The following is a 25,404-nucleotide window of genomic DNA, read 5'->3' as shown; positions in this document are numbered from 1 at the left end:
CAGGCCCGATCCGGCGCTTGACGCGCCGGAAAGGCTTTGACAGCGGCGGCGGTCGCGTGCTGACTGGCGCACCGGCTTGCCGCCGCGACTCGATTTCCAATCGAACAGATGCAATTTAGGGGGTTCCCAGCAATATGAACAAGCAAGAGCTGATCGCGCAGGTCGCCGATACTTCGGGCCTAGGGAAGGGCGATGCCAGCAAGGCAGTGGAAGCCGTTTTCGACGCGATCTCCGGCGCGCTCAAGAAGGGCGACGAAGTCCGCCTGGTCGGCTTCGGCACCTTCTCGGTCAGCAAGCGCAAGGCTTCGACCGGCCGTAATCCCCGCACCGGCGAGGAAATGACGATCAAGGCGTCGAACCAGCCGAAGTTCAAGGCCGGCAAGGGCCTGAAGGATTCGGTGAACTGATTTTCCCGGAACGGGCGGCGAGGGGGCTGGACAGCGCGCCGCGCGCCGCCTAAAGGCCCGCTTCCCGTTTCGCCCGCAAGGGCAATGGGCGCGTAGCTCAGTGGTAGAGCACTGTGTTCACACCGCAGGGGTCGCAAGTTCAATCCTTGCCGCGCCCACCATCTTAAGGGGCTGAAAAACCTAGAGTTTTTCAGCCCCTTTTTGCGTTTTCCGCAGGGTTCGTTGTGTTCAAAGTGACACAATCGATCCCTGCGGTGCTACCGCAGCGTCTCCGCAGGGATCGGATGTTCGATTGCACTTCCGTTTGGAACGGAAAGGCAAATCGCTATAGGACTGGCGAACAAGTTTCGCGGCGGGGGATGCCTTGGATAGGATTACAACAAGCCTGCTCGGCACGTTTTCGGCTGAGTACGACATCGCCACCCTGCCGGAAGAGGAGCGTTTCGAGCGCTTTTCAGCATTTTCGATGATCCGCCGGCACTATAGCCGAAGCTTCGACATCGAAGACGTGATGGTGGCAGGGGGCGGAGACACTGCCATCGACGCAGTCGCAATCATCGTCAACAACCTGCTCGTCACAGACTCCGACTCGATCGACGAGCTGGCGGAGCAGAACGGGCAGCTCGAAGTCTCTTTTATTTTTGTGCAGGCGGACCGTGGGGCTAGCTTCGACGGCTCGAAGATGGGCGACTTCGCCTTCGGCGTTCGGGATTTTTTTGAGGCTCAGCCGAAGATCAAGCGCAACGCTGACGTTCAGAGAGCCGCTGCTCTGGTTGAGACAATCTTCAGACACGCGGCAATCCTAAAAGGACGGCCCACCTGCCAGCTATACTATGTCACGACGGGCAAGTGGCAGGACGACAACGATCTCCGTGCTCGCCGAGACGCCGCGCAGGCGGACCTAGAAGCTCTAGGAAATTTTAGCGGTGTGCGCGTTGCTTATGTGGGCGCCGAAGAGCTGCACGCGGCCTACCTTCAGACGAAAAATGCCGTGACGCGGACCTTTGAGTTTCGCAACCGGAACGACCTACCCGCGGCGGAGGGCATCAACCAAGCGTTTATCGGGTACGTGCCCTTTTCGCAGTTCCGAGCGATCATTAGTGACGAAAGCGGCGAGGAAATTCTCGGCAGCATTTTTTACGACAATGTCCGCGATTGGCAGGAGTATAACACTGTCAATGTGCGGATGAGAGAAACGCTAAATTCGCCTGACCGAAACCGCTTCGTCTTCATGAACAATGGCGTGACCATCATCGCTCGTTCGATTGCGCCCATCGGATCCAGGTTCACGATTTCCGATTTCCAGATCGTGAATGGATGTCAGACCAGCAACGTGCTTTTCGACCAACGAGCGGTCATTGATGATTCTGTTTGCGTGCCCCTGCGCCTCATCGAGACGAGAGACGAGGCCGTGATGGATGCTATCATCCAAGCGACGAACAGCCAAACCGAAGTCAAGCCTGAGCAGTATTTTGCTCGAATGAAGTTTGCGAGACGCCTTGAGCAGTATTTTTCGGCGATCGAGGAAGATCACCGTATCCATTACGAACGGCGTGACGGCCAATATGATCGCGGAGCGGAGAAAAAGACGCGAATTATTTCATCGACGAATGCTGTCCGAGCCTTCGCGGCGATGTACCTTGAGGAGCCACACCGCACCACTCGAGGGTACACCAATCTGCGATCGAGAGTTGGATCCGACATTTTCGGCGAAGATCATCGCCTCGAACCGTACTACGCCTCGTCCTACGCATCTTATCTGCTCGAGTCCCGGTTTCGAGCAAAGAGTACAGCGGTACAGTACAAGCCGGCGCGCTATCACATACTGCTCGCGCTTCGGCTTCTCGTAGATCCAGACCGACCTGCGTTTATGAACTCGCGCGAAATGGGGCGGCGAGCGGACAAGCTGTCGCAAGCCCTACGGGACGTAAAGGGAGCCGATAAGCTCTTCCACGAGGCCGTTGCGGTCATCGATCGAGCTACCGGCAACAATCTCGAGCGCGATCACGTTCGTACCCTTGGCGTGACGAACAACATCCTCACCGAGTTCAAAAGGCAGCCTATTCAAGCGGTTGCCAGAGGCTAGAAACGATATCGTTCCCGCAGGGGGCGGTATGTTCAATTAGAACATGGCCCGAGAACGCAAATCGAACCGAAACAACACAAATCGACAACAGATCAAACTAGGGTGGGGTATAAGCTGTTGAATTTGCTGACGACGTTCCTGTTCACACCGCAGGGGTCGCAAGTTCAATCCTTGCCGCGCCCACCATGTAGCGAAGCCCGCCGGTCACCCTGACCGGCGGGCTTTTTGCTGGCACGTCGGAGGGGCAGGGGATGGCATTGCTTTGGGCTGCGGCGACCGTTGCCGCTTCCGCCTTCCAGGTCGGGCGCAACGCGCTCCAGCGAAGCATGATGTCGCGCACCGGGCCATGGGGCGCCACTTTGGTGCGCTTCCTGTTCGGCCTGCCTTTTTCGATCGTCTTCACGCTCGTCGCGCTGGCGATGAGCCACGATCTCCATCCGCAATTCGGCTGGCCCTTCTGGTGGCCCGCGCTCGCCGGCGCGCTGGCGCAGGTGCTGGCGACCGCCGCATTGCTGACTGCCATGCACCAGGCTGGCTTCGCAGTGGGCACGGCGCTGCAGCAGAGCTCGGTTCCCCTCGCGGCGATCGTCGGGCTGGCGGTGTTCGGCGACAATCTGAGCTGGATCGGCTGGTCGGGCGTCGCGCTGACCACGCTCGGGCTGGCCATCCTCGTCTGGCCGCGCAAGGCCGCAGACGCGAAACACCCCGCACTGGGCGTGGCGCTCGGCATCATATCCGGGCTCTGCTTCGGCTTCGCGCTCAACGCCTTTCGCCACGCAGGGCTGCGGCTGGAGCCCGATCACCCCTTCTTCGCCGCCACCGCCAGTGTCACCATCGTCCAGGCGATGCAGGCCGGCGTGCTGACGCTCTTCCTGCTGTTACGCGACCGACCTGCGCTCGTCGCGGTGCTGCGCGGCTGGCGTGAATCGCTTGGCGCAGGACTGTGCGGCGCCTGCGCCTCGGCGGGCTGGTTCCTCGCGCTCAACCTCGCACCGGCCGCCGCAGTGCGTGCGCTCGGCGTAATCGAGATGCCAATGGCGGCCGCAGCAGGGCATCGGCTGTTCCGCGAAGGCCTCACGCTACGCCAGCTCCTCGGCGTCGCCATCGTCACCATCGGCGTGGCGATGACCGCCGGTTTGTAACCGCTCGCCGCGCGTCGTCCCTGATCGGGGCATCGTCACACATCCGTAACAGGAGAGTCTCCAAAGATTCTCCAATCTCCAACACTCCCGTCACGCGCGCCGCCTAGCGCGGCGCTGCGGCCGACAGGGGGTTACGCCGAGTCGATCCCGCAAAGTTTCGAACCCGCGCAACGCCGGCGGCCCGCCGGAACGGAGAATTTATGGCCAGCTTCCAACGCCTTAGCCTTATTCTGATGACGACGGCCGCCTCTGCGGCGCTTTCCGCGTGCAATGGCGCGGACAATGTGGCCTCGCCCGGCGCGGGCAGCGTTGTGATCGTCCAGCCGACGCCGACGCCGACCCCGGCGCCCACCGGCACCCCGACCCCGACGCCGATCACTGCGGCGCAGTTCGCGGCGGTGACTGCAGTGAACGGCATCAGCATCAGCGCCGACCAGCAGCTCGCGGTGGTGAATGCGGGAACTAATAACAACATTAATGGCACCGGCTCGGTGGTGAACGGCATCTATCCGACCAGCGCCACCTCGGCGACCACGGCGTCGGACCCCTCGGCGCTCAGCAGCTTCTTCACCAGCACCAACTATGCCGGCGCGCTCAATGGCCCGACCGACACTTCGTTCCAGGATTGGACCTGCAACTCGAGCACGGCCAACTTCGGCGGCGCCAGCGTGGCCTGCACCGCGGTCCCGGCCGTCGGCACCGGCGGCGCCACGGCGACCTGCCCGACCGGCACGATCGACGACGGCCTGGTCCAGACCTTCCGCGCCTGCCGCCTGCCCGCCAACATCACCACCAGCCTGACGCTGCCGAAGATCTCCGGCGTCTATTATCGCCTGCGCGGCCAGACCGAAGTCGGCACCGACCAGGGCCCGAGCGGCGGCGCCGGCGTGACGCTGACGATCGAGCCCGGCGTCGTGATCGCCGCGGACTCGACCGAAGCCACCAACGACTTGCTGCTCGTCAACCGCGGCTCGAAGCTGATGGCAGTCGGCACGCGCGCCGCGCCGATCATCTTCACCTCGCAGCAGAACCTCGCCGCCAACGGTGTGAGCGATTCGACCCAGGGTCAGTGGGGCGGCATCATCCTGCTCGGTCGCTCGACCACCGCGGTCTGCGCCGCGGGTACCGGCGGCACCACAGGCACGCCCTGCCAGCAGGCGATCGAAGGCGTCACTGGCCGCTTCTACGGCGGCAGCGACGAGGCCGACAGCAGCGGCCAGGTCTCCTACGTCCAGATCCGCTACAGCGGCATCGCCATCTCGGACGGCAACGAGCTGCAGGGCCTGACCCTCGGCGCGACCGGCTCGGGCACCGTGATCGACCATATCCAGAGCCACAACTCGGCCGATGACGGTGTCGAGATCTTCGGCGGCACCACCAACATGAAGTATTTCGCGGTGACCGGTGCGGACGACGACGGCTTCGACGTCGACAACGGCTGGCGCGGCTTCGTCCAGTTCATGATCGCGGCCCAGAAGGTCTCCGGCGCCACCGCCGACTCCTTCTCGACCGAGATTGACTCGAACAACGCCGAAGACCTGATCCCGCGCACCTGGGGTCGCTACGCCAACTTCACCTTCATCCAGACGGCGAATGCGCCGGCCGCCATCCGCCTGCGCGGCGGCGCCGACTTCAACTTCGTCAACGGCATCGTGAAGAGCCCCAGCGGCGTCGCCTGCATCAACCTGATCGCCGGCGAGCCCGCCTCGGGCCAGCCGTCGACCATCCGCGATGCGAACCCGGCGCTCCAGGACCAGGGCCCGCCGAAGTTCAACTCGGTCTACTTCGCCTGCCAGGGCCGCTGAGGCTCGCAGGTCATCAATGCAACCATGTCGGGGCGGTGGGGATCCGCCGCCCCGGCATTGCTCGTAATATCAGACTGGATGACACGGCCATGCAGCGACGCCTTGCCTATGCCACGCTCCTTCTCCTGACCTCCCAGCTCGTCTCCCCGGCGGCGCTCGCGCAGACCGCCGGCGGCACGGCGGAGCCGGCACCGGCTGCCGCGCCCCAGGCGACGGGTCCCGCCCAGGACCAGAGCGGCGCGCCGCAGCAGGACGTCGAGGTCTCGGCGCCCGGCGTCGACACCAGCGATGTCGAGGACATCGTCGTTGTCGGCCGCCACATCCCCAACACCGTGCGCGCGACGCCGCAGATCATCTCGGTGCTTTCGACCGAGGACATCGCCCGCACCGGCGAAGGTGACATCGCGGGCGCGCTGACTCGCGTCACCGGCCTCAGCGTCGTGGGCGGCGGCTTCGTCTACGTCCGCGGCCTTGGCGACCGCTATTCCTCGTCGCTGCTCAACGGTTCGCCGCTGCCCAGCCCCGAGCCGCTGCGCCGTTCGGTGCCGCTCGACATCTTCCCGACCACGATCGTCGGCTCTGCGCTCGTCCAGAAGACCTATTCGGTCAATTATCCGGGCGAGTTCGGCGGCGGCGTGATCAACCTCACCACCAAGGCGATCCCCGACAAGAACTTCGTCACCGTCGGCGGCTCTATCTCGGCCGACAGCGCGACGACGAGCGAGCTCGGCTATACCTATTACGGCGGCGATACCGACTGGCTGGGCTTCGACGACGGCACGCGCCGCGTCCCCGATTTCATCCGTAACGCGCCGAAGGGCACGGGCCAGATCCCTGCGAACCAGGTACTCCAGCTCTCGAACGCTTCGACGACGCTGATGCAGACCAACAATCAGCTTCCCGCCAACTGGTCGGGCGAGCTCAGCACCGGGATGGCGTTCGACATCGGCGGCGACCGCCTCGGCGTGATCACCTCGGTGGGCTACAGCAACACCTTCCGCACGCGTTCGATCATCGAGCAGGACAGCGTCAGCGAGACCGGCACGATCCGCAACGACTTCCGCACGCTGCTCACCGACAACCGCGTGATCGGCAACGCGCTGATCGGCCTCGGCTATCAGTTCGACGAGAGCACGATCCGCTGGACCAACGTCTACATCCGCGACGTGCTCAAGCAGGCGCGCGGCGCCGCTGCCGAGGTCTACAACAACGCCAGCGGCCTGCGCTTCCAGCAGAACACCAACTGGTTCGAGCGTCAGCTGTTCGAGAGTCAGATCGTCGGCGAGTTCCGTATGTCCGACGCGCTTCGGCTCGACGTGCGCGGCGCCTATGCCAACTCGAAGCGCGAGGCGCCCTATGAGCGCCAGTTCGACTATCTCTGTTCGGACCGGACCACCACCGGCCTGCCGATCGAATATGACGGCGGCAATGGCACCGAGGGTCTCAAGTGCGACGGTGCCTATCAGGTCACCCAGCGCTTCTCGCCCTTCGCCTCGATCATCTTCTCGGACCTGAACGAGAACCTGTGGACCGCGCAGGCGGACCTTTCGTACAAGCTGCCCGACATCGCAACGATCTCGGCCGGCTATTATTTCTCGGACACCGACCGCTTCTCGGAGCGCCTGCAGTTCAACTACCAGACGAGCTCGGGTGGCGGCACGGCGCCGGGCTATCCGTACAACCTGCTGCGCCCGGACTTTCTGCTGAGCCCGGACGTGGTGAACAATGCCTGCCCGCAGCAGGGTACCGGGCTCTGCACGATCGAGCTGCAGTTCAACACGCCGCTCGGCGCCTATGCCTATGACGCGGGCCTGCGTATCCACGCCGGCTATGCCCAGCTCGAAGCCGAAGTCGACAGCCTGCGCGCGGTGGCCGGCGTCCGCTACGAAAAGGGCGAGCAGTTCGTCCGTCCGGTGGGCGTGACCACCGGCACGCGGCTGGACAACGACTATTGGCTGCCCGCTGCGACGCTGACCTGGAACTTCGCTGAGGACATGCAGCTGCGCGGCAGCTTCGCCAAGACGATCTCGCGCCCGCAGTTCCGCGAGCTGGCGCCGCAGCAGTTCCGCGATCCGGACTCGGACCGCCTGTTCTTCGGTAACCCGTTGCTCCAGGACTCGCAGCTGTACAACTTCGAAGCGCGCTACGAGTGGTTCTTCGACCGTGATCAGCGCTTCACCCTGGCTGGTTTCTACAAGCGCATCGAGAACCCGATCGAGCAGGTCGGCTTCTACACCGGCGCCGACGATCGCCTGCAGACCGGCTTCACCAATCTGCCCAAGGCCAAGCTCTACGGCGCCGAAGTCGAAGTGCAGAAGTACTTCCCGCTCGAAGGCCTGGGCGGCGACTTCTTCGCGACGCGGCGCCTGGTGGCGATCGCCAACTACACCTACACCCATTCGGCGATCACCGCGGACGATAGCTGCGTGCCCAACGTGGCGAACCCGGACCTGGGTATCGGCGGGTGTTCGAAGGGCTTCGGCCCGGCCAGCGGCCTGTTCAGCGACGGCGCGCCGCTCACCGGCCAGTCGGACCATCTGGTGAACCTGCAGCTCGGCATCGAGGATACCGCGCGGCTGTCGCAGCTCACCTTCCTGTTCAACTATGCCAGCGACCGCGTGACCAATCGCGGGCCGTCGCTGCTGGGTGGTGGCAACCAGTTCCAGCCCGACATCATCGAGCACCCCGGTGTGCGTTTCGACATCGTCGCGCGCCAGGGTTTCGAAGTCGCCGGTGGCAAGTTCGAGCTGAAGCTCGAGGGTCGCAACCTCACCGGCACGCGCTTCGAGGAGAAGCAGACCTTCTCGAACGGCAATGTCGTGTACATCAACCGCTACAACGTCGGCCGGGTCTTCTCGCTGGGGCTCAGCGCGACCTTCTGACGCGCGACGGGACTGCAAGGCAAAGGGCTCCGGGGCACTGCTCCGGGGCCCTTTCGTTTGTCACCAGCCCCAGGGACGCTCGCGGAACCACTGGGTGATGACGTATTTGGTGCCTGCGCGCACCTTCATCGCATGGTGGATCGTCGACGGGTTGACGGTGCCGTTGGGACGAAGGTTGTTCCAGGCGAGCAGCTTGCCGACCTCGGGCTGGACGATCTTGTCGACTGCCTTGAAACGCGTGGCGCCTCCTGACTCGACCTCGTTGAGATAGAGCATCACCGTCCACGTCCGCTGCCCGGCGACGCTGCAGAATTTCTCGAAGTCGCGCCCGGTCGGATCGAAATAATCGGTGTGCGCCTTGAACTCCTGGCCGACGGCATAGCGCTGCCCCTGCATCGGTTCGGCATGCGCGGGGTCGATCCCCGTGAGCGCGGTAATGCGGCGCTGGAGCTCGGCGACAATCGGGTCCTGCGGATCGAGGTCGCAGGTCTCGCTCGTGCGGAAGGCATAGTCACCGTTCGAATCGGCGATGTCCGACGGCCGGCGCTTGGCGTCGATCTGCGCCATGAGCTGTTCGCATATGGGGGGTGTGATGAAGTTCTTGATGATGAACATCGCGACCTTGGGGCTCGGCACGCGCTGGATGCTCGGGTAGCTGAGGAGATGTTCGATCACGGGTTCCGAAGGATGGCCCGAGCCGAAGTTGGGGAGCGGGGACGAGGAGAGGGTCGCAGTGTGCATGGCGGCGATTTTGCCAAATCGCGCCGCCCGGCGCCAGCGGATGATCTCCGTGGCGCGCGACGTGAAAACGTCATGAAAACGCAAGCGTGGTGTCATATTGCCGCGGCAGTCGGCACGCATGGGAACGACGGCAGAGCTCGGGACCGACGCGGCGCCAGCAGGCGGGGGGAGCGGTCTCCTGCAGCTCGGCATGCCCTCGCGGCTGCGCGGCGCAGTGACCCGCGCGCGCTCGCGGCTCACGGGACTGTGGGTGATCACGGGCGGCGATACCGGCGAGACGATTTCGCTGCTGATGCAGGAGATCGGCGGCACGCACATGCCCGATCTCGACGATCGCGCCACCGTCGACGCCGCGCTGGAAGCGGCCGAACGCGGCATCGTGCTCGCGGCGGCGGCGGGCGGCGATGCGATCCACACGCTGCTGGCGCTGCGGCGGCTCGCATCGGACAAGTTCGCGCTGGCGGCGATGCTCCGTCTGCTGATCGCCCAGCGCAGCGCGATCGGCCTGTGCGGCGCGTGCCGCAGGCCCGAGCAGGCCTATGGCTCGATGGCAGCGCTGCTCGGGCTCGATCCGGGCGCGATCCTCTGGGAGGCTCCGGGCTGCGAATCGTGCGACGGCACCGGCAAGTCGGGCCGCGTCCGCGTTTTCGAAGGCGTGGAGATCGATTCGGCGATGCGCCGCCTGATCTACGACGGCGCCGATGCGCCGCTGCTCGCGCGCCACGCGTTCCTCAACACGCCCAATCTCGCCTCTGCGGCGCGGCGCCTGGCGCGAGAGGGATTGATCGCTGCCGAGGAGGCAGTCAAAATCTCGCGCGGATGAGGTTGTAATCATCTTGCGTTCGGCGGACGGCGCGGCTAAGCGCCCAATCCTTCACGGCGGTTGTAGCTCAGTTGGTTAGAGCATCGGTTTGTGGTACCGAGGGTCGCGGGTTCAAGTCCCGTCATCCGCCCCATTCTCCCCCTTCGCCAGCGCGCGGGAAAACAGCTGCGCGGCGACCGCAGGATGTACCGCGTGATCACCGACTGGGGCTTTCCCGACTTCGACGACCATGAAGGCGTGCATTTGTTCTCGGACCGCGCGAGCGGACTGAGCGCGATCATCGCGGTGCATTCGACTGCACTCGGAGCGGCCGCAGGCGGGGTGCGCTTCTGGCACTATGCCGACCATCGCGCCGCGATCACCGACGCGCTGCGGCTGTCGCGCGGCATGAGCTACAAGAACGCCATGGCGAACCTGCCGCTGGGCGGCGGCAAGGGCGTGATCCTGGCATCCGAGCCGGGCGCCACCGTCTCCACCGCGCAGCTCGAGGCCTTTGGACGCGCGGTCGAATCGCTCCACGGCAAATATGTCACTGCCGAGGACGTCGGCATGTCCGAGGCGCGGATGAAGGTCGTCGCGACCCAGACCCGCCATGTCTCGGGGCTTCCGGTGGCGGCGGGCGGTGCGGGCGGCGATCCCGGCCCCGTGACGGCGCGCGGCGTCTATCTGGGGGTAAAGGCGGCCGCCAGGCGCGGGCTCGGCGCCGAGGACATGCGCGGGGTGCGCGTCGCGATCCAGGGCGTGGGCTCGGTGGGCGGCGGCGTCGCGCGGCTGCTCGCGGCCGACGGCGCCAAGCTGACCCTCGCCGACGTCAATGCCGAACGCGCGAAGGCGCTCGCCGCAGAGCTGGGCGCGGAAGCGGTCGACGCCGCCGAGATCCTCACGCTCGACACCGACCTGTTCAGCCCCAACGCGCTGGGGGCGATCCTGACCGAGCAGTCGATCCCGCAGCTCAAGGCGAAGGTCGTGGCGGGCGGCGCCAACAACCAGCTCGCCACGCGCGCGGACGGCAAGCGGCTGCACGACCGCGGCATCCTCTACGCGCCCGATTATGTGATCAACGCGGGCGGCATCATCAACGTCGGGCTCGAATATCTCGGCCAAGGCAACATGGCCGAGGTCCAGGCGCGCGTGGACAAGATTCCCGAGCGGCTGGTCGAGGTGTGGGACGAGAGCGACCGGACCGGCGACCCCGAAAGCGAGGTCGCCGATCGCATCGCCCAGCGGCTGATCGGGCGGGGCTGACTTCTAGCCAGCCTTCGGACGTCGCAGCACCGCGTCGAGGCTGATCGGTCCCGGACCCGCGAACACGAAATAGAGGAAGACGAAGCAGTAGAGGATCGCTGCGTCGCCCATGTTGTTGGCCGGCCAGAACCCCTGCGGCGCGTGACCGAGGAAATAGGCCACCGCCATGGTGCCCGAGGCCAGGAAGGCGGCGGGGCGCGTGAGGAGGCCAAGCGCGATCAGCGCGCCGCAGACGAGCTCCACGATGCCGGCGAATGCCGCGGGGTGCGAGAAGGTCCAGCCGAAGCCCGAAAATTGCCCGGCGGGGAAATAGAGGAATTTCTGGGTGCCGTGCTCGAGGAAGAGCAGCCCCGACATGATCCGAAGCACACTGCGCGCGCCGGGCGCCAGGGCCGTGAGTCGATCCGTGTTCACGCCAATCGCCCCCATGTTGATACCGAGACAGTCAGTCTGACACTGGCCCTTGCGCTCCGCAATGGGCGTTACGGGGGCGTTCCGAGCGAAAAAATTCGTGGCGCATGTCACATCCGGCGCGCCCATCTCGTCATGGTGTCGTCAACCAAGCTGGAGACGACCCATGACTGCACGCCTCGATCCCTTCGCCGCCGCGCCCGTCCAGATGAAGGCGTGGCTCGACATGTCGCTCAAGATCGCGCCGGCGGTCGAGCAGAGCCTGCTCGAGCTGGTGAAGATCCGCGCATCGCAGATCAACGGCTGCGCCAATTGCCTCAAGATGCACACTGCCGAGGCGCGCAAGGCCGGCGAGAGCGAGGAGCGAATCTATCTGCTCAGCGCCTGGCGCGAGGCGCCGTGCTACACGCCGCGCGAACGCGCCGCGCTGGCATGGACTGAAGCACTGACTCTGGTATCCGTCGAACGGGCGCCGGAAGAAATCTATGCCGAGCTCGCGTTCGAATTCACGCCGGAGGAGCAGGTGCAGCTGACCCTGATGATCAACGCGATCAACGGCTGGAACCGCCTCGCGGTGGGGTTCAACCTGTTCTACGACGCGAAGCCCGCGGTCGCGCACGAGGCTGCGGCAGCGTGAGCGACGACGCGGCTGCATCGTTCGATCCGCTGCGGCCGCGGCTGACCCGCATCGCCTATCGCATGCTGGGCTCGGTCGCGGACGCCGAGGATGTGGTGCAGGACGCTTTCCTGCGCTGGCTCGGCACCGACCGGGCCAGCGTGCGCGAGCCCGAGGCGTTCCTGCGCCGCATCGTCACGCGGCTGTGTCTCGACCAGCTCAAGTCGGCGCGGGCGCGACGCGAGACCTATGTCGGCCCGTGGCTCCCCGAGCCGGTGGTCGAGCCCGAGGAGGGCGAGGTGGACGACGTCACTCTGCCGCTGATGCTCGCGCTGGAACGCCTGTCGCCGCTCGAACGCGCGGCATTCCTGCTGCACGATGTGTTCGGGGCAAGCTTCGACGAGATCGGCGAGACGATCGGCCGCGATCCCGCGGCGGCGAGGCAGCTCGCGAGCCGGGCGCGCACGCACGTCCGTGCCGCGCGGCCGCGGTTCGACGTGCCCAAGGAGCGCGGGCTGGAGATTGCCGCGGCCTTCTTCCAGGCTTCGCGTAGCGGGGACATGGCCGGGCTGCGCTCGCTGCTCGCTGCCGACGTGTCGGTCCATTCGGACGGCGGGGGCAAGGTGCCTGCGGGGCTGCGCCCGATCATCGGCATCGAGGATGTGATGAAGCTCCACACCTCTCTCTCGCGCTTCTTCGCCAAGGAGATGTCGCGCGTGGTGCGCTATGGTTTCGTCAACGGCCTGCCGGGTTTCGTCACGATCGAGCCGGGCGGGGTGCTGCAGACCACCGCGCTGGCGATCGACGGCGACCGGATCACCGGCATCTACGTCACGCGCAACCCGGACAAGCTGCGACACCTGAACGCGGTCCACTGACGGGAACGGACTTGCACGGGAAACATTTCCCGGAGAAACCGGACCTCACGGCAGGGAGGATCGGACGCGATGCAAAGCTCCGGAGAATTGGAAGTGTCGAGGCGCGAATTGCTCGTGGGAAGCGCTGCGCTCGGCGCGGCCTCCGCGGTGCCAGCGGCGGAAGCGCAGGCGGCGCAGCCCCAGTCCCAGGCCCAGCCGGCACGCTCAAAGGTCTCGTTCGAAGTGAACGGCGAGCCCCGGCAGCTCGAGCTCGACACGCGCACCACGCTGCTCGACGCGCTGCGCGAGCATCTCCACCTCACCGGCACCAAGAAGGGCTGCGACCACGGCCAGTGCGGCGCCTGCACCGTGATCGTCGACGGCCGCCGGATCAATTCGTGCCTGAGCCTGGCGGTGATGCACGAGGGCGACCGGATCACCACGATCGAAGGGCTCGGCACGCCCGAGGCGCTGCACCCGATGCAGGCGGCCTTCGTGCGGCACGACGGCTATCAGTGCGGCTATTGCACCCCGGGGCAGATCTGCTCGGCAGTAGCGATGCTCGATGAGGTCAAGGCCGGCATCCCCAGCCATGCCAGCGCGGACCTCAATGCGAAGCCCAGGCTCACCAACGCCGAGCTGCGCGAGCGGATGAGCGGCAACATCTGCCGCTGCGGCGCTTATTCGAACATCGCCGAGGCGATCGCCGAAGTCGCGGGGAGCAAGGCATGAAGCCGTTCACTTATGAGCGCGTGTCCTCGCCCGTCGAAGCCGCGGCTGCGGCGGCGAGGACCCAAGGCGCCAAGTTCATCGCCGGCGGCACCAATCTGCTCGACCTGATGAAGCTCGAGATCGAGGCGCCGACCCACCTGATCGACGTCAACGGTCTCGGGCTCGACACGATCGAGAAGACCAGGGAGGGCGGGCTGCGCATCGGTGCGCTGGTGCGCAACACCGATCTCGCCGCCGACAAGCGCGTCCGCAAGGATTACGCCGTACTCAGCCGTGCGCTGCTCGCGGGCGCCTCGGGCCAGCTGCGCAACAAGGCGACGACCGCGGGCAATCTGCTCCAGCGGACGCGCTGCCCCTATTTCTACGACACCAACCAGCCGTGCAACAAGCGCAAGCCCGGCAGCGGCTGCGCGGCGATCGGCGGCTACAGCCGGCAATTGGGCGTGATCGGCGTCAGCGACGCCTGCATCGCGACACACCCGAGCGACATGGCGGTGGCGATGCGGCTGCTCGATGCGAGCGTGGAGACGGTGAAGCCCGACGGCAGCGCACGCGCGATCCCGATCGCCGACTTCCACCGCCTGCCCGGCGACACGCCGCATATCGAGACCGCGCTCGAGCCCGGCGAACTGATCACTGCGGTGACTTTGCCCAAGCCGCTCGGCGGCAAGCATTTCTACCACAAGGTGCGCGACCGCGCCTCCTACGCCTTCGCGCTCGTGTCGGTCGCGGCGGTGGTGCAGCGCGACGGCAGCGGGCGCGTCGCGCTGGGCGGCGTTGCGCACAAGCCGTGGCGGGTGGAGGCGGCCGAGGGCTCGTTGCCCAAGGGCGCGAAGCCGGTCGCCGCGCAGCTCCTCGCGGGCGCGCGGCCGACGCACGACAACGCATTCAAGCTGCCGCTGGCCGAGCGCACGCTCGCCGCGGTGCTCGCCGAAGCGAGGGCCTGACCGATGAAGTTCGACGCTCCCGCCGGAACCAACCCGATCGATCAGCTCAAGGTCGTCGGTCGCCCCACCGACCGCATCGACGGGCCACTCAAAACGACTGGCACCGCGCCCTATGCCTATGAGCAGCGCGTCGTCGCCAATCCGGCCTATGGCTATGTGGTGGGCTCGGCGATCGGGAAGGGGCGGATCGCCGGCATCGACCTGAGCGAGGCCAGGGCCGCGCCCGGCGTGCTCGCAATCGTCACTGCCGAGAATGCGGGCAAGCTCACCAAGGGCGATTTCAATACCGCCACGCTGCTCGGCGGGCCCGAGATCGAGCACTACCATCAGGCGGTCGCAGTGGTGGTCGCCGAGACGTTCGAGCAGGCGCGCGCCGCCGCGCAGCTGGTGCGGGTCGACTACGCGCGGGGGAAGGGCAATTTCGACCTTGTGGCGGTGCGCGACAGCGCCAAGCCGCCCAAGGGAGATACCAAGGTGGGCGATTTCGACGCCGCCTTCGCCGCCGCGCCCGTGCAGCTCGACGCCACCTACACCACGCCCGACCAGAGCCATGCAATGATGGAGCCGCACGCCTCGATCGCGGCATGGGAGGGAGACAAGCTCACTGTCTGGACGTCGAACCAGATGGTTAATTGGGGCAGGGGCGACGTCGCCAAGACTCTGGGCATCCCCAAGGAGAATGTCCGACTGGTCTCGCCCTTCGTCGGCGGCGGCTTCGGCGGCAAGCTGTTCGTACGCGCCGACGCGCTGCTCGCCGCGCTGGGCGCCAAGGCCGTGGGTCGGCCGGTGAAGGTCGCGCTCCAGCGGCCGCTGATGGCGAACAACACCACTCACCGACCCGCGACGATCCAGCACATCCGGCTCGGCTGTGGCCGCGACGGCAAGATCAGCGCGATCGCGCATGAGGAATGGTGCGGCGACCTGCCCGGCGGGGGGCCGGAGAATTCGGTGGCGCAGACGCACTTGCTCTACGCAGGGCCCAACCGGCTGATCGCCCAGCGGCTCGCGGTGCTCGACTTGCCCGAGGCCAATGCGATGCGCGCGCCGGGCGAGGCGCCGGGCCTGATGGCGCTCGAGATCGCGATGGACGAGATGGCCGAGAAGCTCGGGCTCGATCCGATCGAGTTCCGCGCGATCAACGACACCCAGGTCGATCCCGAGAAGCCCGAGCGCCGCTTCTCGCAGCGCCAGCTGATCGAGTGCATGCGCACCGGCGCTGCCAGGTTCGGCTGGGACAAGCGCAACCCCAAGCCCGGCCAGGTCCGCGAAGGGCGCTGGCTGGTCGGGCTCGGCATGGCGGCGGCGTTCCGCAACAACATCAACATGAAGTCGGCGGCGCGGGTGCGGCTGGATGGCCGGGGCGTGGTGACGGTCGAGACCGACATGACCGACATCGGCACCGGCAGCTACACGATCCTGGGCCAGACCGCGGCGGAGATGATGGGTGTGCCGCTCGACCGCGTGGTGGTGAAGCTCGGCGATTCGAGCTTCCCGGTCTCGGCGGGATCGGGCGGGCAATGGGGCGGCAACAGCGCCTCGGCGGGGGTCTATGCCGCCTGCGTCAAGCTGCGCGAGGCAGTGGCGCAGAAGCTGGGGTTCAATTCGCCCGACGTCGCCTTCGTCGACGGCAACGTCATCGCCGGCGGCCGGCCGGTGCCGCTCGCCCAGGCGGCGCGGGACGGGGAGATCGTGGCGGAGGACGTCATGGAATATGGCGACCTTGCCAAGCGCTACCAGCAATCGACCTTCGGCGCGCATTTCGTCGAGGCGGCGGTCGACGGCTACACCGGCGAGATCCGCGTGCGGCGGATGCTGGCGGTGTGCGCGGCGGGGCGCATCCTCAACCCCAAGGCCGCGCGCAGCCAGGTGATCGGCGCGATGACCATGGGCGTCGGCGCGGCGCTGATGGAGGAACTCGCGGTCGACAAGCGCTTCGGCTTCTTCGTCAACCACGACCTCGCCGGATACGAGGTGCCCGTCCATGCCGACATCCCGCACCAGGAGGTCGTCTTCCTCGACGAGACCGACCCCACCACCTCGCCGATGAAGGCCAAGGGGGTCGGCGAGCTCGGCCTGTGCGGCGTCGGCGCGGCGATCGCCAACGCGGTGTACAACGCCACCGGCGTGCGGGTGCGCGACTATCCGGTCACGCTCGACAAGTTCCTCGACCGGCTGCCGGCGATCGCCTGAGGCGGCCGCTTACTCGCTCGGCCGCCCGCCTTCCTTCCACTCGGGCTTGGCATTGCTGTTCGCGAGGCTGCGCAGCGGCGCGACCAGCGACTGGATCGCGCGGGTCATGAAGGCGGTGTCGAGGTTGGCGACCGTGTCCTCGGGCGTGTGGTAGCTGGGGATCACCGCCCAGCCCGAGACGGTGTGCGCGACCACGCCCTGCAGCGCGAGGGCGTAGTTGTCCGAGCGGCGGAAGAAATCCTGCTCGGGGTAGGGGTCCGCGGTCACCAGCGCGCCATGCGCCTTGAGCGTCTCGCCGAAGGTCGAGCGCTCGAAACCGGTCATCATCATCGTGCCCGCGGGGAGCTTGGGGTCCTGCGCGCCGATCATCTCGAACTCGAGGTTGGCGACGATGTCCGAGAGCGGCACCGGCGGATGCTCGGCGAACCAGCGCGCGCCGAAGCCGCCGGCTTCCTCGCTGCCATAAGCGACGAAGAGGATGCCGCGCTTGTTGCGCTTGCCCGATGCGAGCGCCTGCGCCAGCTCGAGCACTGCAGTGGTGCCCGAAGCGTCGTCGTTGGCGCCGTACATCACCTTGCCGTCGGGCCGCACGCCCAGATGGTCGAGGTGCGCGCTGAGCAGGATCACGCCCGCCTTGGGATCGGTACCGGGCAGATAGCCGATCGCATTGGTGGTGACGCGCGTCTCCTCGACCAGGCCGGGCAGCGTCAGCGACACGTCGGTGCCCTCCTGCGCGGCGAGCTTGTCGAAGGCAGCATCGTCGAGTGCGACGACGTTGGGCCGCGGGGTCGGCTGCCTGCCCTTGAAGTAGCGCGGCAGGCGCGGGGCGCCGCCGATGCGCTGGTAATAGTCGCGCACCTCGGGCGTGGCGCGGATGATCACCAGCCGCGTGCGCGACGGATCGACCGCACCGGCGAGGCGCAGCGGGCTGCCTTCCTTGCCGGTCAGCATCACCACGTCGGCGGCGGGGAGCGCCTTGGGGTCGTTGCCCGCATAGAGCACCAGCTTGCCCTGCGCCGGCTGGCCCGCGGAGGCGAAGAGCAGGGGCTTGTCGATCGCGGCGCCGCCGGCGGTGAGCACAGGCGCGCCGTCGAGGCGCAGCCGGACGATGTCGATCGGCTGGGTATAGCCCTGCATCCCCGGCGCGGGCTGGAGGCCATAGCCGCGGAACGCCGCGCCGACATAGGCCGCCGCCATCGCCTCGTCCGGGCTCGCGCTCTCGCGGCCCTTGAGCGTCTCGCCGGCGAGATAGGAGACATGCCCGCGCACCGATTCCTCGCGCACGGTCTGCGCCTGCGCGGCGGGAACCAGGATTCCGGTCGCCAGCGTGCCGGCCAGGAAAAGCGTCTTGAGCTCGTGCATGATAGTCTCCCCCATCGGTGCCATGCCCTTACCGGACCGCGCGTTGGATTCCATCCCGCTAACTTCCCACTTTTCCCGCGAATCGTAATGTTTCGTTTCAGGCGCGAGCAACTTTGTGTCGCGGCGCTGCGCGCGCATTCCGGAGGTCGGTTGCTGGCGGGAGGGGAAGAAGGGGCGTTCGTGCATGCTGCTGCCTGTCGGGGAGGGCCGTGAGCCGCACGCCGAGGCAAGCAGACGAAATCCTACTTTGCAAGCCGGGTCAAAGCGCGGGGCGGAGCGGTTCCCCGGCGAAGGCCGGGGCCCGGTATCGAGCTGCCGGGATGGCTATGGAAGCTTCTGGAACGACATGGCGACTTGGCCCCGGCCTTCGCCGGGGAACGCGTTCAGCGAGGTTTTCCGCTCCGAATGCCGATCTGCCCTAGCCGTCGACCACCGTCATCGAGCGGCCGGCGCCGCCGGAGAGGATCGCGGCGTCGGTGACGAGCAGGGTCGCGCCGGGCTGGAGCACGGTGCGGACCTGCTCGACGAAGCCGCGCGGCGCCTCGACGCCCTGCATCACGGACTTGTCGAAGGTCTGGCCGGCGCGCTTGCCCGCGCCCGGCACCGCGACATAGTTCCACTGGGTGCGGCGGTTCGCGTCGAAGCCGGTCAGCTCGAGCACATGGTCGCCGACGATCGTCCCCGCGGGAATGTGGACGCGCGCGCGGCCGATCATCTTGCCGTTGCGCAGCACCACGAGCCGGTTCTCTGCGCTGCTCAGCACCAGGGTGACCGGTCCGCTGGGCGACACGGCGGGAGTCCAGCGATAGGGCTCGTCGGGGCGCAGCCGCCCGCCGGTGCCGGGGCCCACCGGAGCGCCCTTGGCAGTGACGGGCACGAGCAGGTCGCCGCCGTCGAGCCGGCCCGGGCTCGACGGCGCGTCGGTGATCACCACGGTCATGCCGAGCGAGGTCGCGGCGAACAATTGCTCGGCGAAGCTGTGCGGCAGCCGCACGCAGCCCGCCGAGGCCGGATAGCCCGGCAGGTTGCCGCCATGGAGCGCGATCCCGTCCCAGGTGAGGCGCTGCATGTGCGGCATCGGCGCGTTGTTGTAGAGATTGGAGAAGTGCTTCGCGCGCTTCTGGAGGATGGTGAAGACGCCGGTGGGCGTGGCCTTGCCCGTCTTGCCGGTCGAGACCGTGCTCGCGCCGATCCGCACGCCGTTGCGATAGACATAGGCCTGCTGGGCATGGAGGCTCACCACCATCAGCATCGGCCCCTGCGGCGCGAGCGCGGGCGCCCAGATATACTGGCCGGGCTTGAGCTGCGCGATATCGGCATCGGTGACCGTGCTGGTCCTGGCGTTCTGGGCGGGGGCGGTGGCGGCGGTCGCGAGGAGTGCGGCAAGGGCCAGCCAGGCGGGGCGGAGGGTGCGGCGATACTTCATGGGCCGAGGCTAGGCGAGTTCGGCCCCGGCCGGGCTCGGTGAAAATGCGGGGGCGAGGGTGGGGGAAGTTTGGAGGGAACGAGAGCGGTCGGGATGCGCTTGCCGACATGGAGCGACCGCTCTGGGCACCGCTGATGCGTCAGGTCGCGCTACGAACCTTGTTGGGCCTGCGGCCCGAGCCGTTTGGCAATCGGCGGCTCAGCACCTGTCGCCGGACTGGCCACGCCATGCCGATGAGACAGGTGGTTCTTCAGCCGTGCGATCTCGCCGGCGGACCAGCCGCGCACATCGGTCACCTGGATCCACGCGTTGACGTAGTCCGACGGAGCATAGACATGCCCGTGCCCGGCCGGCGCAAACATCGCCATTGGCGCGTCCACCAGCAACTGCAGAAAGCTGACGACCGGATACCAGCGCAACGCCGGTGAGACATCGGGCCCCCGCGGCAGGTTCATCCATTCGGGCTGGCGATAAATCGCGCTGTATTCGAAGAATGTCGCCGCGTCGCTGGCATATTGGAGGAAGACGAGGCGCGCCGGGCCCCAGTTTGCGTTTCGAAGGCCGGACTGGCTGGCAGCGTCCCCATCCTGGTTCATGAAGCGCACGAACGATCCCCCGCGGAAGCGAGGCAGCCATGCAGGAGATCCGGGATCGCGATGTGTCGTGAAGAAGCGCCACAGCTGCGTCGAATAGGGAGGGCCCGCCCATAGTGCCCCGTTAATCGAACCGCCAAGCATCGCCGCGAACTCGGTCGATTCGGTAGAACTCTGGGCACCGAGGCTGAGGCCGTAGAGGTAGAGCCTGGGCCGATGCTCCGGGGGCAATCCAGCCCAATATGCGTGAATCTCCTCGAAGAGGGCTCGCGCTGTATCAAAACCATATTGCGAGCCGGAAAGGTGATTGAGCCAGCTTCCAACATAGGAATATTGCACCGCGACGCTCGCGACGTCACCGCCGTGCAGATATTCGACGCTGTCCAGCGCAGGGTCGTCGATCCAGCCGGTGCCGGTGGGCGTCACCACGATCAGCGCCGATCGCTCAAACCCACCGACCCGCTTCAATTCCTCCAGTGCGAGCCTGGCGCGGGATTGCACGGTGTCAGCCGATCGCAGGCCCACATATACGCGAACCGGCTCCATCGCTTCCTTGCCCGAGAATGCGCTGATTTCGGCTCGGGTCGGGCCTGAGACGATGAACTGGCGTCCCCGTCGCCCGAGTTCCTTCCACGACAGCAAGGAGGCCTGGCTTCCCGCTTTGAGGGGGTCGGTCGGCTGGGCGAACTCGGGTTCGATGCGGCTGTCGCGCTCTTCATAAGCGGCATCCATGATGCGCAACGCCGTGTCGACCAACACGCCGTTGACGATCGACCAGAACAGAGCTGCGGTAGCCACAAGGCCAACGATGCTGGCAACCCAGCCCGGCAGAAAGCGCCGCGCCACCGCAGCCGCAAAGCGGGCCGCGCACCGAAAGGAACGCGCCACCACCAACAGGACCGCGAACACCGCCAGGGCGACCACCGCCTTCAATGTATACAGGCTGTCGAGCGGCGGGAGCTCCATCAGCACGCGGATCGAATTCTGCCATCCCGCCGCCCTTGCGAGCGCGTAGGCAACGACCGCGGCGCAGACGACCGCGGCAGCAACGCGGGCCGCTCGCCCGAATGCTTCTCCTGGCCCGGGGATCGCGATCCGGGCGGACAACCACGCCGCGAATGCGCCGATCGCATATCCGATGGCAATCGAGAATCCCGAGACGATACCTTGCGTCGCCCAGATCCGCGGCACCAGCGAGGGGGTCAGGGAGGCGGCAAAAAGGAGTCCCCCGACGAGCAAGCCGGGCACGGAGACCGGAAGCCATCGCGATATCTTGCCCCCTACGCGGTGCAACGCGCTCCCCAACGCGCGGCCTGATACCCGTTGCGCCATTTCCTTCCAGTACCACACGACATCGATGCGTTCGCTACCCCAACGCCGACGGCCACCCGCGCAATCACCGCTATTTTGCACGGCCTCAGCGGAAGCCGATCTGGAGGAATGCCGCGGGGCCGTGGAAGCGATAGCGCAGCCGGCCCTCCCAGCGCTCCTTGTCGGCGTCGACGCGGTAATCGACATAGCGATACATCACGCCCAGGCCGACATTCTCGACGAAGCGATAGGAGAGGGACGCCTGCGCGTTGACGAGGCGGCCCCGATAATCGTCGATGCCGAGCGCCATATAGTCGAGGCGCGTATTGGCGGTGAGGCGGGGCAGCACGGTCGCGTGGGCGAACAGGCCCACCGTCGGGAGCGGCGCGAACAGGCGGCGGCGCTTGACCTGCGTTCCGGCGCCGATGCCGCCGATGCGGGCGGCGCCCGAGATCGAGACGTCGAACCGGGTGGCGTGGACCCCGACCGCGGCGCCGATCTCCGCCCGGTCGGAGCGGACGACATCATAGCCGATGGTGAGCCGGTAGATGTCCGAATCGAAGCCGCTCGTCACGCTGGCGCCGACCGGATAGACGGCATCGTCGAACACGATGTCGTGCTCGATCGACCGCGTGGCGCTGCGATCGAGCGCATAATAGTCCGCGCCGATCATCAGCCGCGGCCCGATCCGGACGCCAGCGCTGACCGCCGCAAGCGTCTGGCGATCCTCGAGCGCGAGATCGCCTTCGAGATCGATCTCCGCCGCGGGGAGGGGTACGACCCTCGACTGGACGCGGACGTGCGAATCGACGTCGGGCCAATAGGCGCCCGCCTCGAGCCAATATTTGTCGCCGACCGCCTGCGCAGCCGCGGGCGCCGCGGCGAGGCATGCGACGATCGCCGCGGATCGAAGCAAGGCGAATGAGTGATGCATCGCGGCGCCCCTGTGTCGAACCTGCAGGGGGCGAAGGCTAGGCTGCGCCGCGGGGATGGCCATCGGGGTAACTACCCATTCGGTCGCGGATCCCTCCGGCCGCTACTGCCCCCGCCTGACCGCCACCACGGCCGCATCCAGCGCCTGGAGGAACCGCGAGCGGTCGGCTGCCGCGAAGGGCCTGGGGCCGCCGAGCTGGTCGCCGCCGGCGCGCAGGTCGGCCATGATCGCGCGGGTGGCGATGGCGCCGCCGATCGAGCTGGTGGTGAAGGGCTTGCCCGTGGGCGCGAGGACGCGGGCGCCGGCCTTGAGGCAGCGGTCGGCCAGCAGGATGTCGGCGGTGATGACGATCGCGGCCTTGTCCGCCGCTTCCGCGATCCAGTCGTCGGCGGCGTCGAAGCTGTCGCTCACCACCTGGCGCGTGATCAGCGGGTGCGCGGGAATGCGCAGATACTGGTTGCTGACCACGACCACGGGCACCTCGTGGCGCCAGGCGACCTTGTAGATCTCGTCCTTCACCGGGCAGGCGTCGGCGTCGACGAGGATGCGGGGTGCGGCCAGGGGGAGTCTCCGTAGAGCAGGGCTGGGGGCGTTCGACCTTCAGGCCATTGCTATCCCTCTCCCCGCGAGGGGAGAGGGTTGCGCAGACTTGGGTTCGGCGCAGCCGGGCCCTAGTCGGAGCTGGGTGAGGGGTGTGCGGCTGCGCAGCAGCCGCGCGGAGCTCCGCTCCGCTCTACCCCTCACCCAACCTCCGCTAGGCACCCCGGCGAAGGCCGGGGTACCAAGCTGCGGTATCCCTCTCCCCTATCAAGGGGAGAGGGTTTGTGAGCCCGGGTGGCGGGAAGTGCGGGTGGCGTTTACGCCCGCGGCCCGCGGGGCGGGCCCTTGCGATGGTAGGGCTTGGCCTGGTGGCGGGGCGGGCCGGAGGGGCGGTTGGGGCCGTTGCGCTGGGGGCCGCGGCCGCCCTGCTGGACGGGGCCTTCGGAGACTTCGAAGCGGACGTCGTCGTCCTCGGTCGCGGTGCGCTGGACCGCCGCCTGGAACTTGGCGGCGAGGGCGCGGGGAACCTGGAAGGCGGTCTCGTTCGGGCCGATGCGGATCGCGCCGACTTCGTTCTTGGTGATGTGGCCGCGGCGGCAGATCAGCGGCAGGATCCAGCGCGGATCGGCGTTCTGGCGGCGGCCGACGTCCATGCGGAACCAGACGATGTCGTCGAAGCCCTCGCGGTGGGCCGAGGCCTGGCGGTCGTCGCGGCGGTCCGTGTGGCTGCGCTCGGCCATCTCCTCGGGCTCGGGCATCGCGGCGCGGTGCGCGCGGACGAGCGCGGCGGCGATCTCCTCGGGGCTCTTCTCGGCGAGCAGGCGCTCGGCGATCGCCTTGTCCTCCTCGTCGATCTCGACGGGCGCGAGCAGGGCGGTGAGCAGGCGCTCGCGGTCCTGCGCGCGGATCGCCTCGGGGGTGGGGGCGTCGATCCACTCGGCGTTGATGCGCGCGCCGCGCAGCATCGATTCGACGCGGCGGCGGCGGGGATAGGGGACGATGAGCACTGCGGTGCCCTTCTTGCCCGCACGGCCGGTGCGGCCCGAGCGGTGCTGGAGCGTCTCGGCGTCGCGCGGCAGCTCGACATGGATGACGAGGCTGAGGCTGGGCAAGTCGATGCCGCGCGCGGCGACGTCGGTGGCGACGCAGACGCGGGCACGGCGGTCTCGAAGCGCCTGGAGCGCGTGGTTGCGCTCGGACTGGCTGTGCTCGCCCGAGAGCGCCACCGCCGCGAAGCCGCGCTCGACCAGCGTGGCGTGGAGGTGGCGGACATTGTCGCGCGTGGCGCAGAACAGGATCGCGGTCTCCGCCTCGTGGAAGCGGAGCAGGTTGATCACGGCATGCTCGATGTCCGACGGGCTGACCGCGACGGCCTGATAGGCGATGTCGCCGTGGCCGCGGTCCTCGCCCACCGTCGAGATGCGCAGCGCGTCCTTCTGGTAGCGTTTGGCGAGCTGGACGATCGGCTTGGGCATGGTCGCCGAGAAGAGCAGGGTACGGCGCTCGGGCGGAGTGGCGTCGAGGATCTCCTCGAGGTCCTCGCGGAAGCCCATGTCGAGCATCTCGTCGGCCTCGTCGAGGACGATGGCGCGCAGAGCCGAGAGGTCGAGCGCGCCGCGCTCGAGATGGTCGCGGAGGCGCCCGGGCGTGCCGACGACGATGTGCGCGCCATAGTTGAGCTGGCGACGCTCCTTCGAGGCGTCCATGCCGCCGACGCAGGTGGCGATGCGCGCGCCGGTGGGGCCGTAGAGCCAGATCAGCTCGCGGCTGACCTGGAGCGCGAGCTCGCGGGTGGGCGCGATGATCAGCGCGTGCGGCTCGCGGGTGGGGACGACGCGGCCGTCCTCGCCGAGCAGCTCGCCGGCCATGGCGAGGCCGAAGGCGACGGTCTTGCCCGAGCCGGTCTGGGCGGAGACGACGAGGTCGCGGCCGGCGGCCTCGGGTTCGATGACGGCGGCCTGGACGGCGGTGGGGGCTTCATAGCCACGCGCGGCGAGCGCTTCGGCGAGAAGCGCGGGAAGGTCTGAAAATGACATGAGACCTCGCAAATGGGGGCGGGAGCCGTCCGGGGCAAGCATTAACTTGCACTAGCGCGCGGTAAACGCGCTGAAAGGAGGTTCGGCTCAGGAGCCCGCGTGGCGCTGTCCGTTGAGCTGGCGCAGCAGCACGGCCATGTCGCTGGGGAGGCCGAGGTCGTGATCAAAGGCCTCGCGCAGCGCACCGGCGACCGCATCGCTGGCGCGGGGGCGCTCGACGCGATAAGCGCCGGCCTGTGCCTCGGGGGCGGAATTTGAATACGCTTGTACCACGCGGCTAAAACGGCGCGGGACCGAATTTGTTGCTTGACAATTTCT

General features: G+C 67.3%; 21 protein-coding genes and 2 tRNA genes. 15 read left to right on the top strand and 8 right to left on the bottom strand.

Annotated elements, in window-relative coordinates; all coding sequences use genetic code 11:
- Positions 1-134: 134 nt before the first annotated feature.
- From J7500_RS06450 to J7500_RS06425, 6 genes are all read left to right on the top strand, one after another.
- Positions 135-407, top strand: coding sequence for an HU family DNA-binding protein (locus J7500_RS06450; RefSeq protein ID WP_294060787.1), 273 nt, complete (start codon positions 135-137; stop codon positions 405-407).
- A gap of 86 nt (positions 408-493) precedes the next feature.
- Positions 494-568, top strand: a tRNA-Val gene (locus tag J7500_RS06445).
- A 203-nt stretch (positions 569-771) separates the two neighbouring features.
- Positions 772-2,493, top strand: coding sequence for an AIPR family protein (locus J7500_RS06440; protein ID WP_294060786.1), 1,722 nt, complete (start codon positions 772-774; stop codon positions 2,491-2,493).
- Between the two features lie 251 nt (positions 2,494-2,744).
- A complete protein-coding gene (locus tag J7500_RS06435; protein ID WP_294060785.1) occupies positions 2,745-3,635 on the top strand; it encodes a DMT family transporter in 891 nt (296 codons plus the stop codon).
- Between the two features lie 200 nt (positions 3,636-3,835).
- The gene (locus tag J7500_RS06430; protein WP_294060784.1) at positions 3,836-5,440 is read left to right on the top strand and encodes a hypothetical protein; all 1,605 of its coding nucleotides are present in this window, start codon (positions 3,836-3,838) and stop codon (positions 5,438-5,440) included.
- A gap of 89 nt (positions 5,441-5,529) precedes the next feature.
- Positions 5,530-8,322 (top strand): TonB-dependent receptor, encoded by a 2,793-nt coding sequence (locus J7500_RS06425; protein WP_294060782.1) that lies wholly within the window; start codon positions 5,530-5,532, stop codon positions 8,320-8,322.
- Between the two features lie 60 nt (positions 8,323-8,382).
- Here J7500_RS06425 and J7500_RS06420 read toward each other — a convergent pair whose 3' ends face one another.
- Entirely contained in the window at positions 8,383-9,063 is a 681-nt protein-coding gene (locus tag J7500_RS06420) for a 2OG-Fe(II) oxygenase (protein WP_294060781.1), read from the bottom strand.
- Between the two features lie 118 nt (positions 9,064-9,181).
- On the opposite strand from J7500_RS06420, the gene J7500_RS06415 reads away from it, so the two are divergent.
- The 3 genes from J7500_RS06415 to J7500_RS06405 all read left to right on the top strand — a co-directional run bounded on the left by J7500_RS06415 (position 9,182) and on the right by J7500_RS06405 (position 11,131).
- Entirely contained in the window at positions 9,182-9,886 is a 705-nt protein-coding gene (locus J7500_RS06415; protein WP_294060780.1) for a hypothetical protein, read from the top strand.
- 56 nt (positions 9,887-9,942) lie between these two features.
- Positions 9,943-10,019, top strand: a tRNA-His gene (locus tag J7500_RS06410).
- Between the two features lie 59 nt (positions 10,020-10,078).
- Positions 10,079-11,131, top strand: coding sequence for a Glu/Leu/Phe/Val dehydrogenase dimerization domain-containing protein (locus tag J7500_RS06405; protein ID WP_294060779.1), 1,053 nt, complete (start codon positions 10,079-10,081; stop codon positions 11,129-11,131).
- A 3-nt stretch (positions 11,132-11,134) separates the two neighbouring features.
- Here J7500_RS06405 and J7500_RS06400 read toward each other — a convergent pair whose 3' ends face one another.
- The gene (locus J7500_RS06400; protein WP_294060778.1) at positions 11,135-11,545 is read right to left on the bottom strand and encodes a DoxX family protein; all 411 of its coding nucleotides are present in this window, start codon (positions 11,543-11,545) and stop codon (positions 11,135-11,137) included.
- A gap of 163 nt (positions 11,546-11,708) precedes the next feature.
- Between J7500_RS06400 and J7500_RS06395 the strand changes: the two genes are divergently transcribed.
- From J7500_RS06395 to paoC, 5 genes are all read left to right on the top strand, one after another.
- The gene (locus tag J7500_RS06395; RefSeq protein WP_294060777.1) at positions 11,709-12,179 is read left to right on the top strand and encodes a carboxymuconolactone decarboxylase family protein; all 471 of its coding nucleotides are present in this window, start codon (positions 11,709-11,711) and stop codon (positions 12,177-12,179) included.
- Positions 12,176-13,036 carry a sigma-70 family RNA polymerase sigma factor gene (locus J7500_RS06390; protein WP_294060775.1) on the top strand — a complete coding sequence of 287 codons (861 nt, stop codon included), beginning with the start codon at positions 12,176-12,178 and terminating at the stop codon, positions 13,034-13,036. The genes J7500_RS06395 and J7500_RS06390 overlap by 4 nt, the downstream gene beginning before the upstream one ends.
- 69 nt (positions 13,037-13,105) lie before the next feature.
- Positions 13,106-13,747 (top strand): aldehyde dehydrogenase iron-sulfur subunit PaoA, encoded by a 642-nt coding sequence (gene paoA / locus J7500_RS06385; RefSeq protein ID WP_294060774.1) that lies wholly within the window; start codon positions 13,106-13,108, stop codon positions 13,745-13,747.
- Complete coding sequence (locus J7500_RS06380; protein WP_294060773.1) at positions 13,744-14,694, top strand: xanthine dehydrogenase family protein subunit M; 951 nt, start codon at positions 13,744-13,746, stop codon at positions 14,692-14,694. The genes paoA and J7500_RS06380 overlap by 4 nt, the downstream gene beginning before the upstream one ends.
- A 3-nt stretch (positions 14,695-14,697) precedes the next feature.
- A complete protein-coding gene (paoC, locus tag J7500_RS06375; protein ID WP_294060772.1) occupies positions 14,698-16,884 on the top strand; it encodes an aldehyde oxidoreductase molybdenum-binding subunit PaoC in 2,187 nt (728 codons plus the stop codon).
- A 9-nt stretch (positions 16,885-16,893) separates the two neighbouring features.
- Here the strand turns inward: paoC and J7500_RS06370 are convergent, their stop codons facing one another.
- The 6 genes from J7500_RS06370 to J7500_RS06345 all read right to left on the bottom strand — a co-directional run bounded on the left by J7500_RS06370 (position 16,894) and on the right by J7500_RS06345 (position 25,086).
- Positions 16,894-18,246 (bottom strand): M20/M25/M40 family metallo-hydrolase, encoded by a 1,353-nt coding sequence (locus J7500_RS06370; RefSeq protein ID WP_294060771.1) that lies wholly within the window; start codon positions 18,244-18,246, stop codon positions 16,894-16,896.
- Positions 18,247-18,664: 418 nt separating this feature from the next.
- A complete protein-coding gene (locus J7500_RS06365) occupies positions 18,665-19,672 on the bottom strand; it encodes a L,D-transpeptidase (protein WP_294060770.1) in 1,008 nt (335 codons plus the stop codon).
- A 149-nt stretch (positions 19,673-19,821) separates the two neighbouring features.
- Positions 19,822-21,513 (bottom strand): alpha/beta-hydrolase family protein, encoded by a 1,692-nt coding sequence (locus tag J7500_RS06360; protein WP_294060769.1) that lies wholly within the window; start codon positions 21,511-21,513, stop codon positions 19,822-19,824.
- 169 nt (positions 21,514-21,682) lie between these two features.
- A complete protein-coding gene (locus J7500_RS06355) occupies positions 21,683-22,510 on the bottom strand; it encodes an outer membrane beta-barrel protein (protein WP_294060768.1) in 828 nt (275 codons plus the stop codon).
- A gap of 102 nt (positions 22,511-22,612) precedes the next feature.
- Positions 22,613-23,071, bottom strand: coding sequence for a YaiI/YqxD family protein (locus tag J7500_RS06350; protein ID WP_294061118.1), 459 nt, complete (start codon positions 23,069-23,071; stop codon positions 22,613-22,615).
- 296 nt (positions 23,072-23,367) lie between these two features.
- A complete protein-coding gene (locus J7500_RS06345; protein WP_294060767.1) occupies positions 23,368-25,086 on the bottom strand; it encodes a DEAD/DEAH box helicase in 1,719 nt (572 codons plus the stop codon).
- Between the two features lie 99 nt (positions 25,087-25,185).
- Between J7500_RS06345 and J7500_RS06340 the strand changes: the two genes are divergently transcribed.
- A complete protein-coding gene (locus J7500_RS06340; RefSeq protein WP_294060766.1) occupies positions 25,186-25,344 on the top strand; it encodes a hypothetical protein in 159 nt (52 codons plus the stop codon).
- The last annotated feature ends 60 nt before the right edge of the window (positions 25,345-25,404 follow it).

The organism is Sphingomonas sp. (genome assembly GCF_017744835.1).
Taxonomy (GTDB): domain Bacteria; phylum Pseudomonadota; class Alphaproteobacteria; order Sphingomonadales; family Sphingomonadaceae; genus Sphingomonas.
Note: the sequence above shows the minus strand (reverse complement) of the source record. Positions and strands in the feature narration are given on the sequence as shown.

Coding starts and splice junctions, on each gene's coding strand:
- J7500_RS06450 (WP_294060787.1), top strand. CDS start 135: ATGAACAAGCAAGAGCTGATCGCGCAGGTCGCCGATACTTCGGGCCTA.
- J7500_RS06435 (WP_294060785.1), top strand. CDS start 2,745: ATGGCATTGCTTTGGGCTGCGGCGACCGTTGCCGCTTCCGCCTTCCAG.
- J7500_RS06430 (WP_294060784.1), top strand. CDS start 3,836: ATGGCCAGCTTCCAACGCCTTAGCCTTATTCTGATGACGACGGCCGCC.
- J7500_RS06425 (WP_294060782.1), top strand. CDS start 5,530: ATGCAGCGACGCCTTGCCTATGCCACGCTCCTTCTCCTGACCTCCCAG.
- J7500_RS06420 (WP_294060781.1), bottom strand. CDS start 9,063: ATGCACACTGCGACCCTCTCCTCGTCCCCGCTCCCCAACTTCGGCTCG.
- J7500_RS06415 (WP_294060780.1), top strand. CDS start 9,182: ATGGGAACGACGGCAGAGCTCGGGACCGACGCGGCGCCAGCAGGCGGG.
- J7500_RS06395 (WP_294060777.1), top strand. CDS start 11,709: ATGACTGCACGCCTCGATCCCTTCGCCGCCGCGCCCGTCCAGATGAAG.
- paoA (WP_294060774.1), top strand. CDS start 13,106: ATGCAAAGCTCCGGAGAATTGGAAGTGTCGAGGCGCGAATTGCTCGTG.
- J7500_RS06380 (WP_294060773.1), top strand. CDS start 13,744: ATGAAGCCGTTCACTTATGAGCGCGTGTCCTCGCCCGTCGAAGCCGCG.
- paoC (WP_294060772.1), top strand. CDS start 14,698: ATGAAGTTCGACGCTCCCGCCGGAACCAACCCGATCGATCAGCTCAAG.
- J7500_RS06370 (WP_294060771.1), bottom strand. CDS start 18,246: ATGCACGAGCTCAAGACGCTTTTCCTGGCCGGCACGCTGGCGACCGGA.
- J7500_RS06365 (WP_294060770.1), bottom strand. CDS start 19,672: ATGAAGTATCGCCGCACCCTCCGCCCCGCCTGGCTGGCCCTTGCCGCA.
- J7500_RS06355 (WP_294060768.1), bottom strand. CDS start 22,510: ATGCATCACTCATTCGCCTTGCTTCGATCCGCGGCGATCGTCGCATGC.
- J7500_RS06345 (WP_294060767.1), bottom strand. CDS start 25,086: ATGTCATTTTCAGACCTTCCCGCGCTTCTCGCCGAAGCGCTCGCCGCG.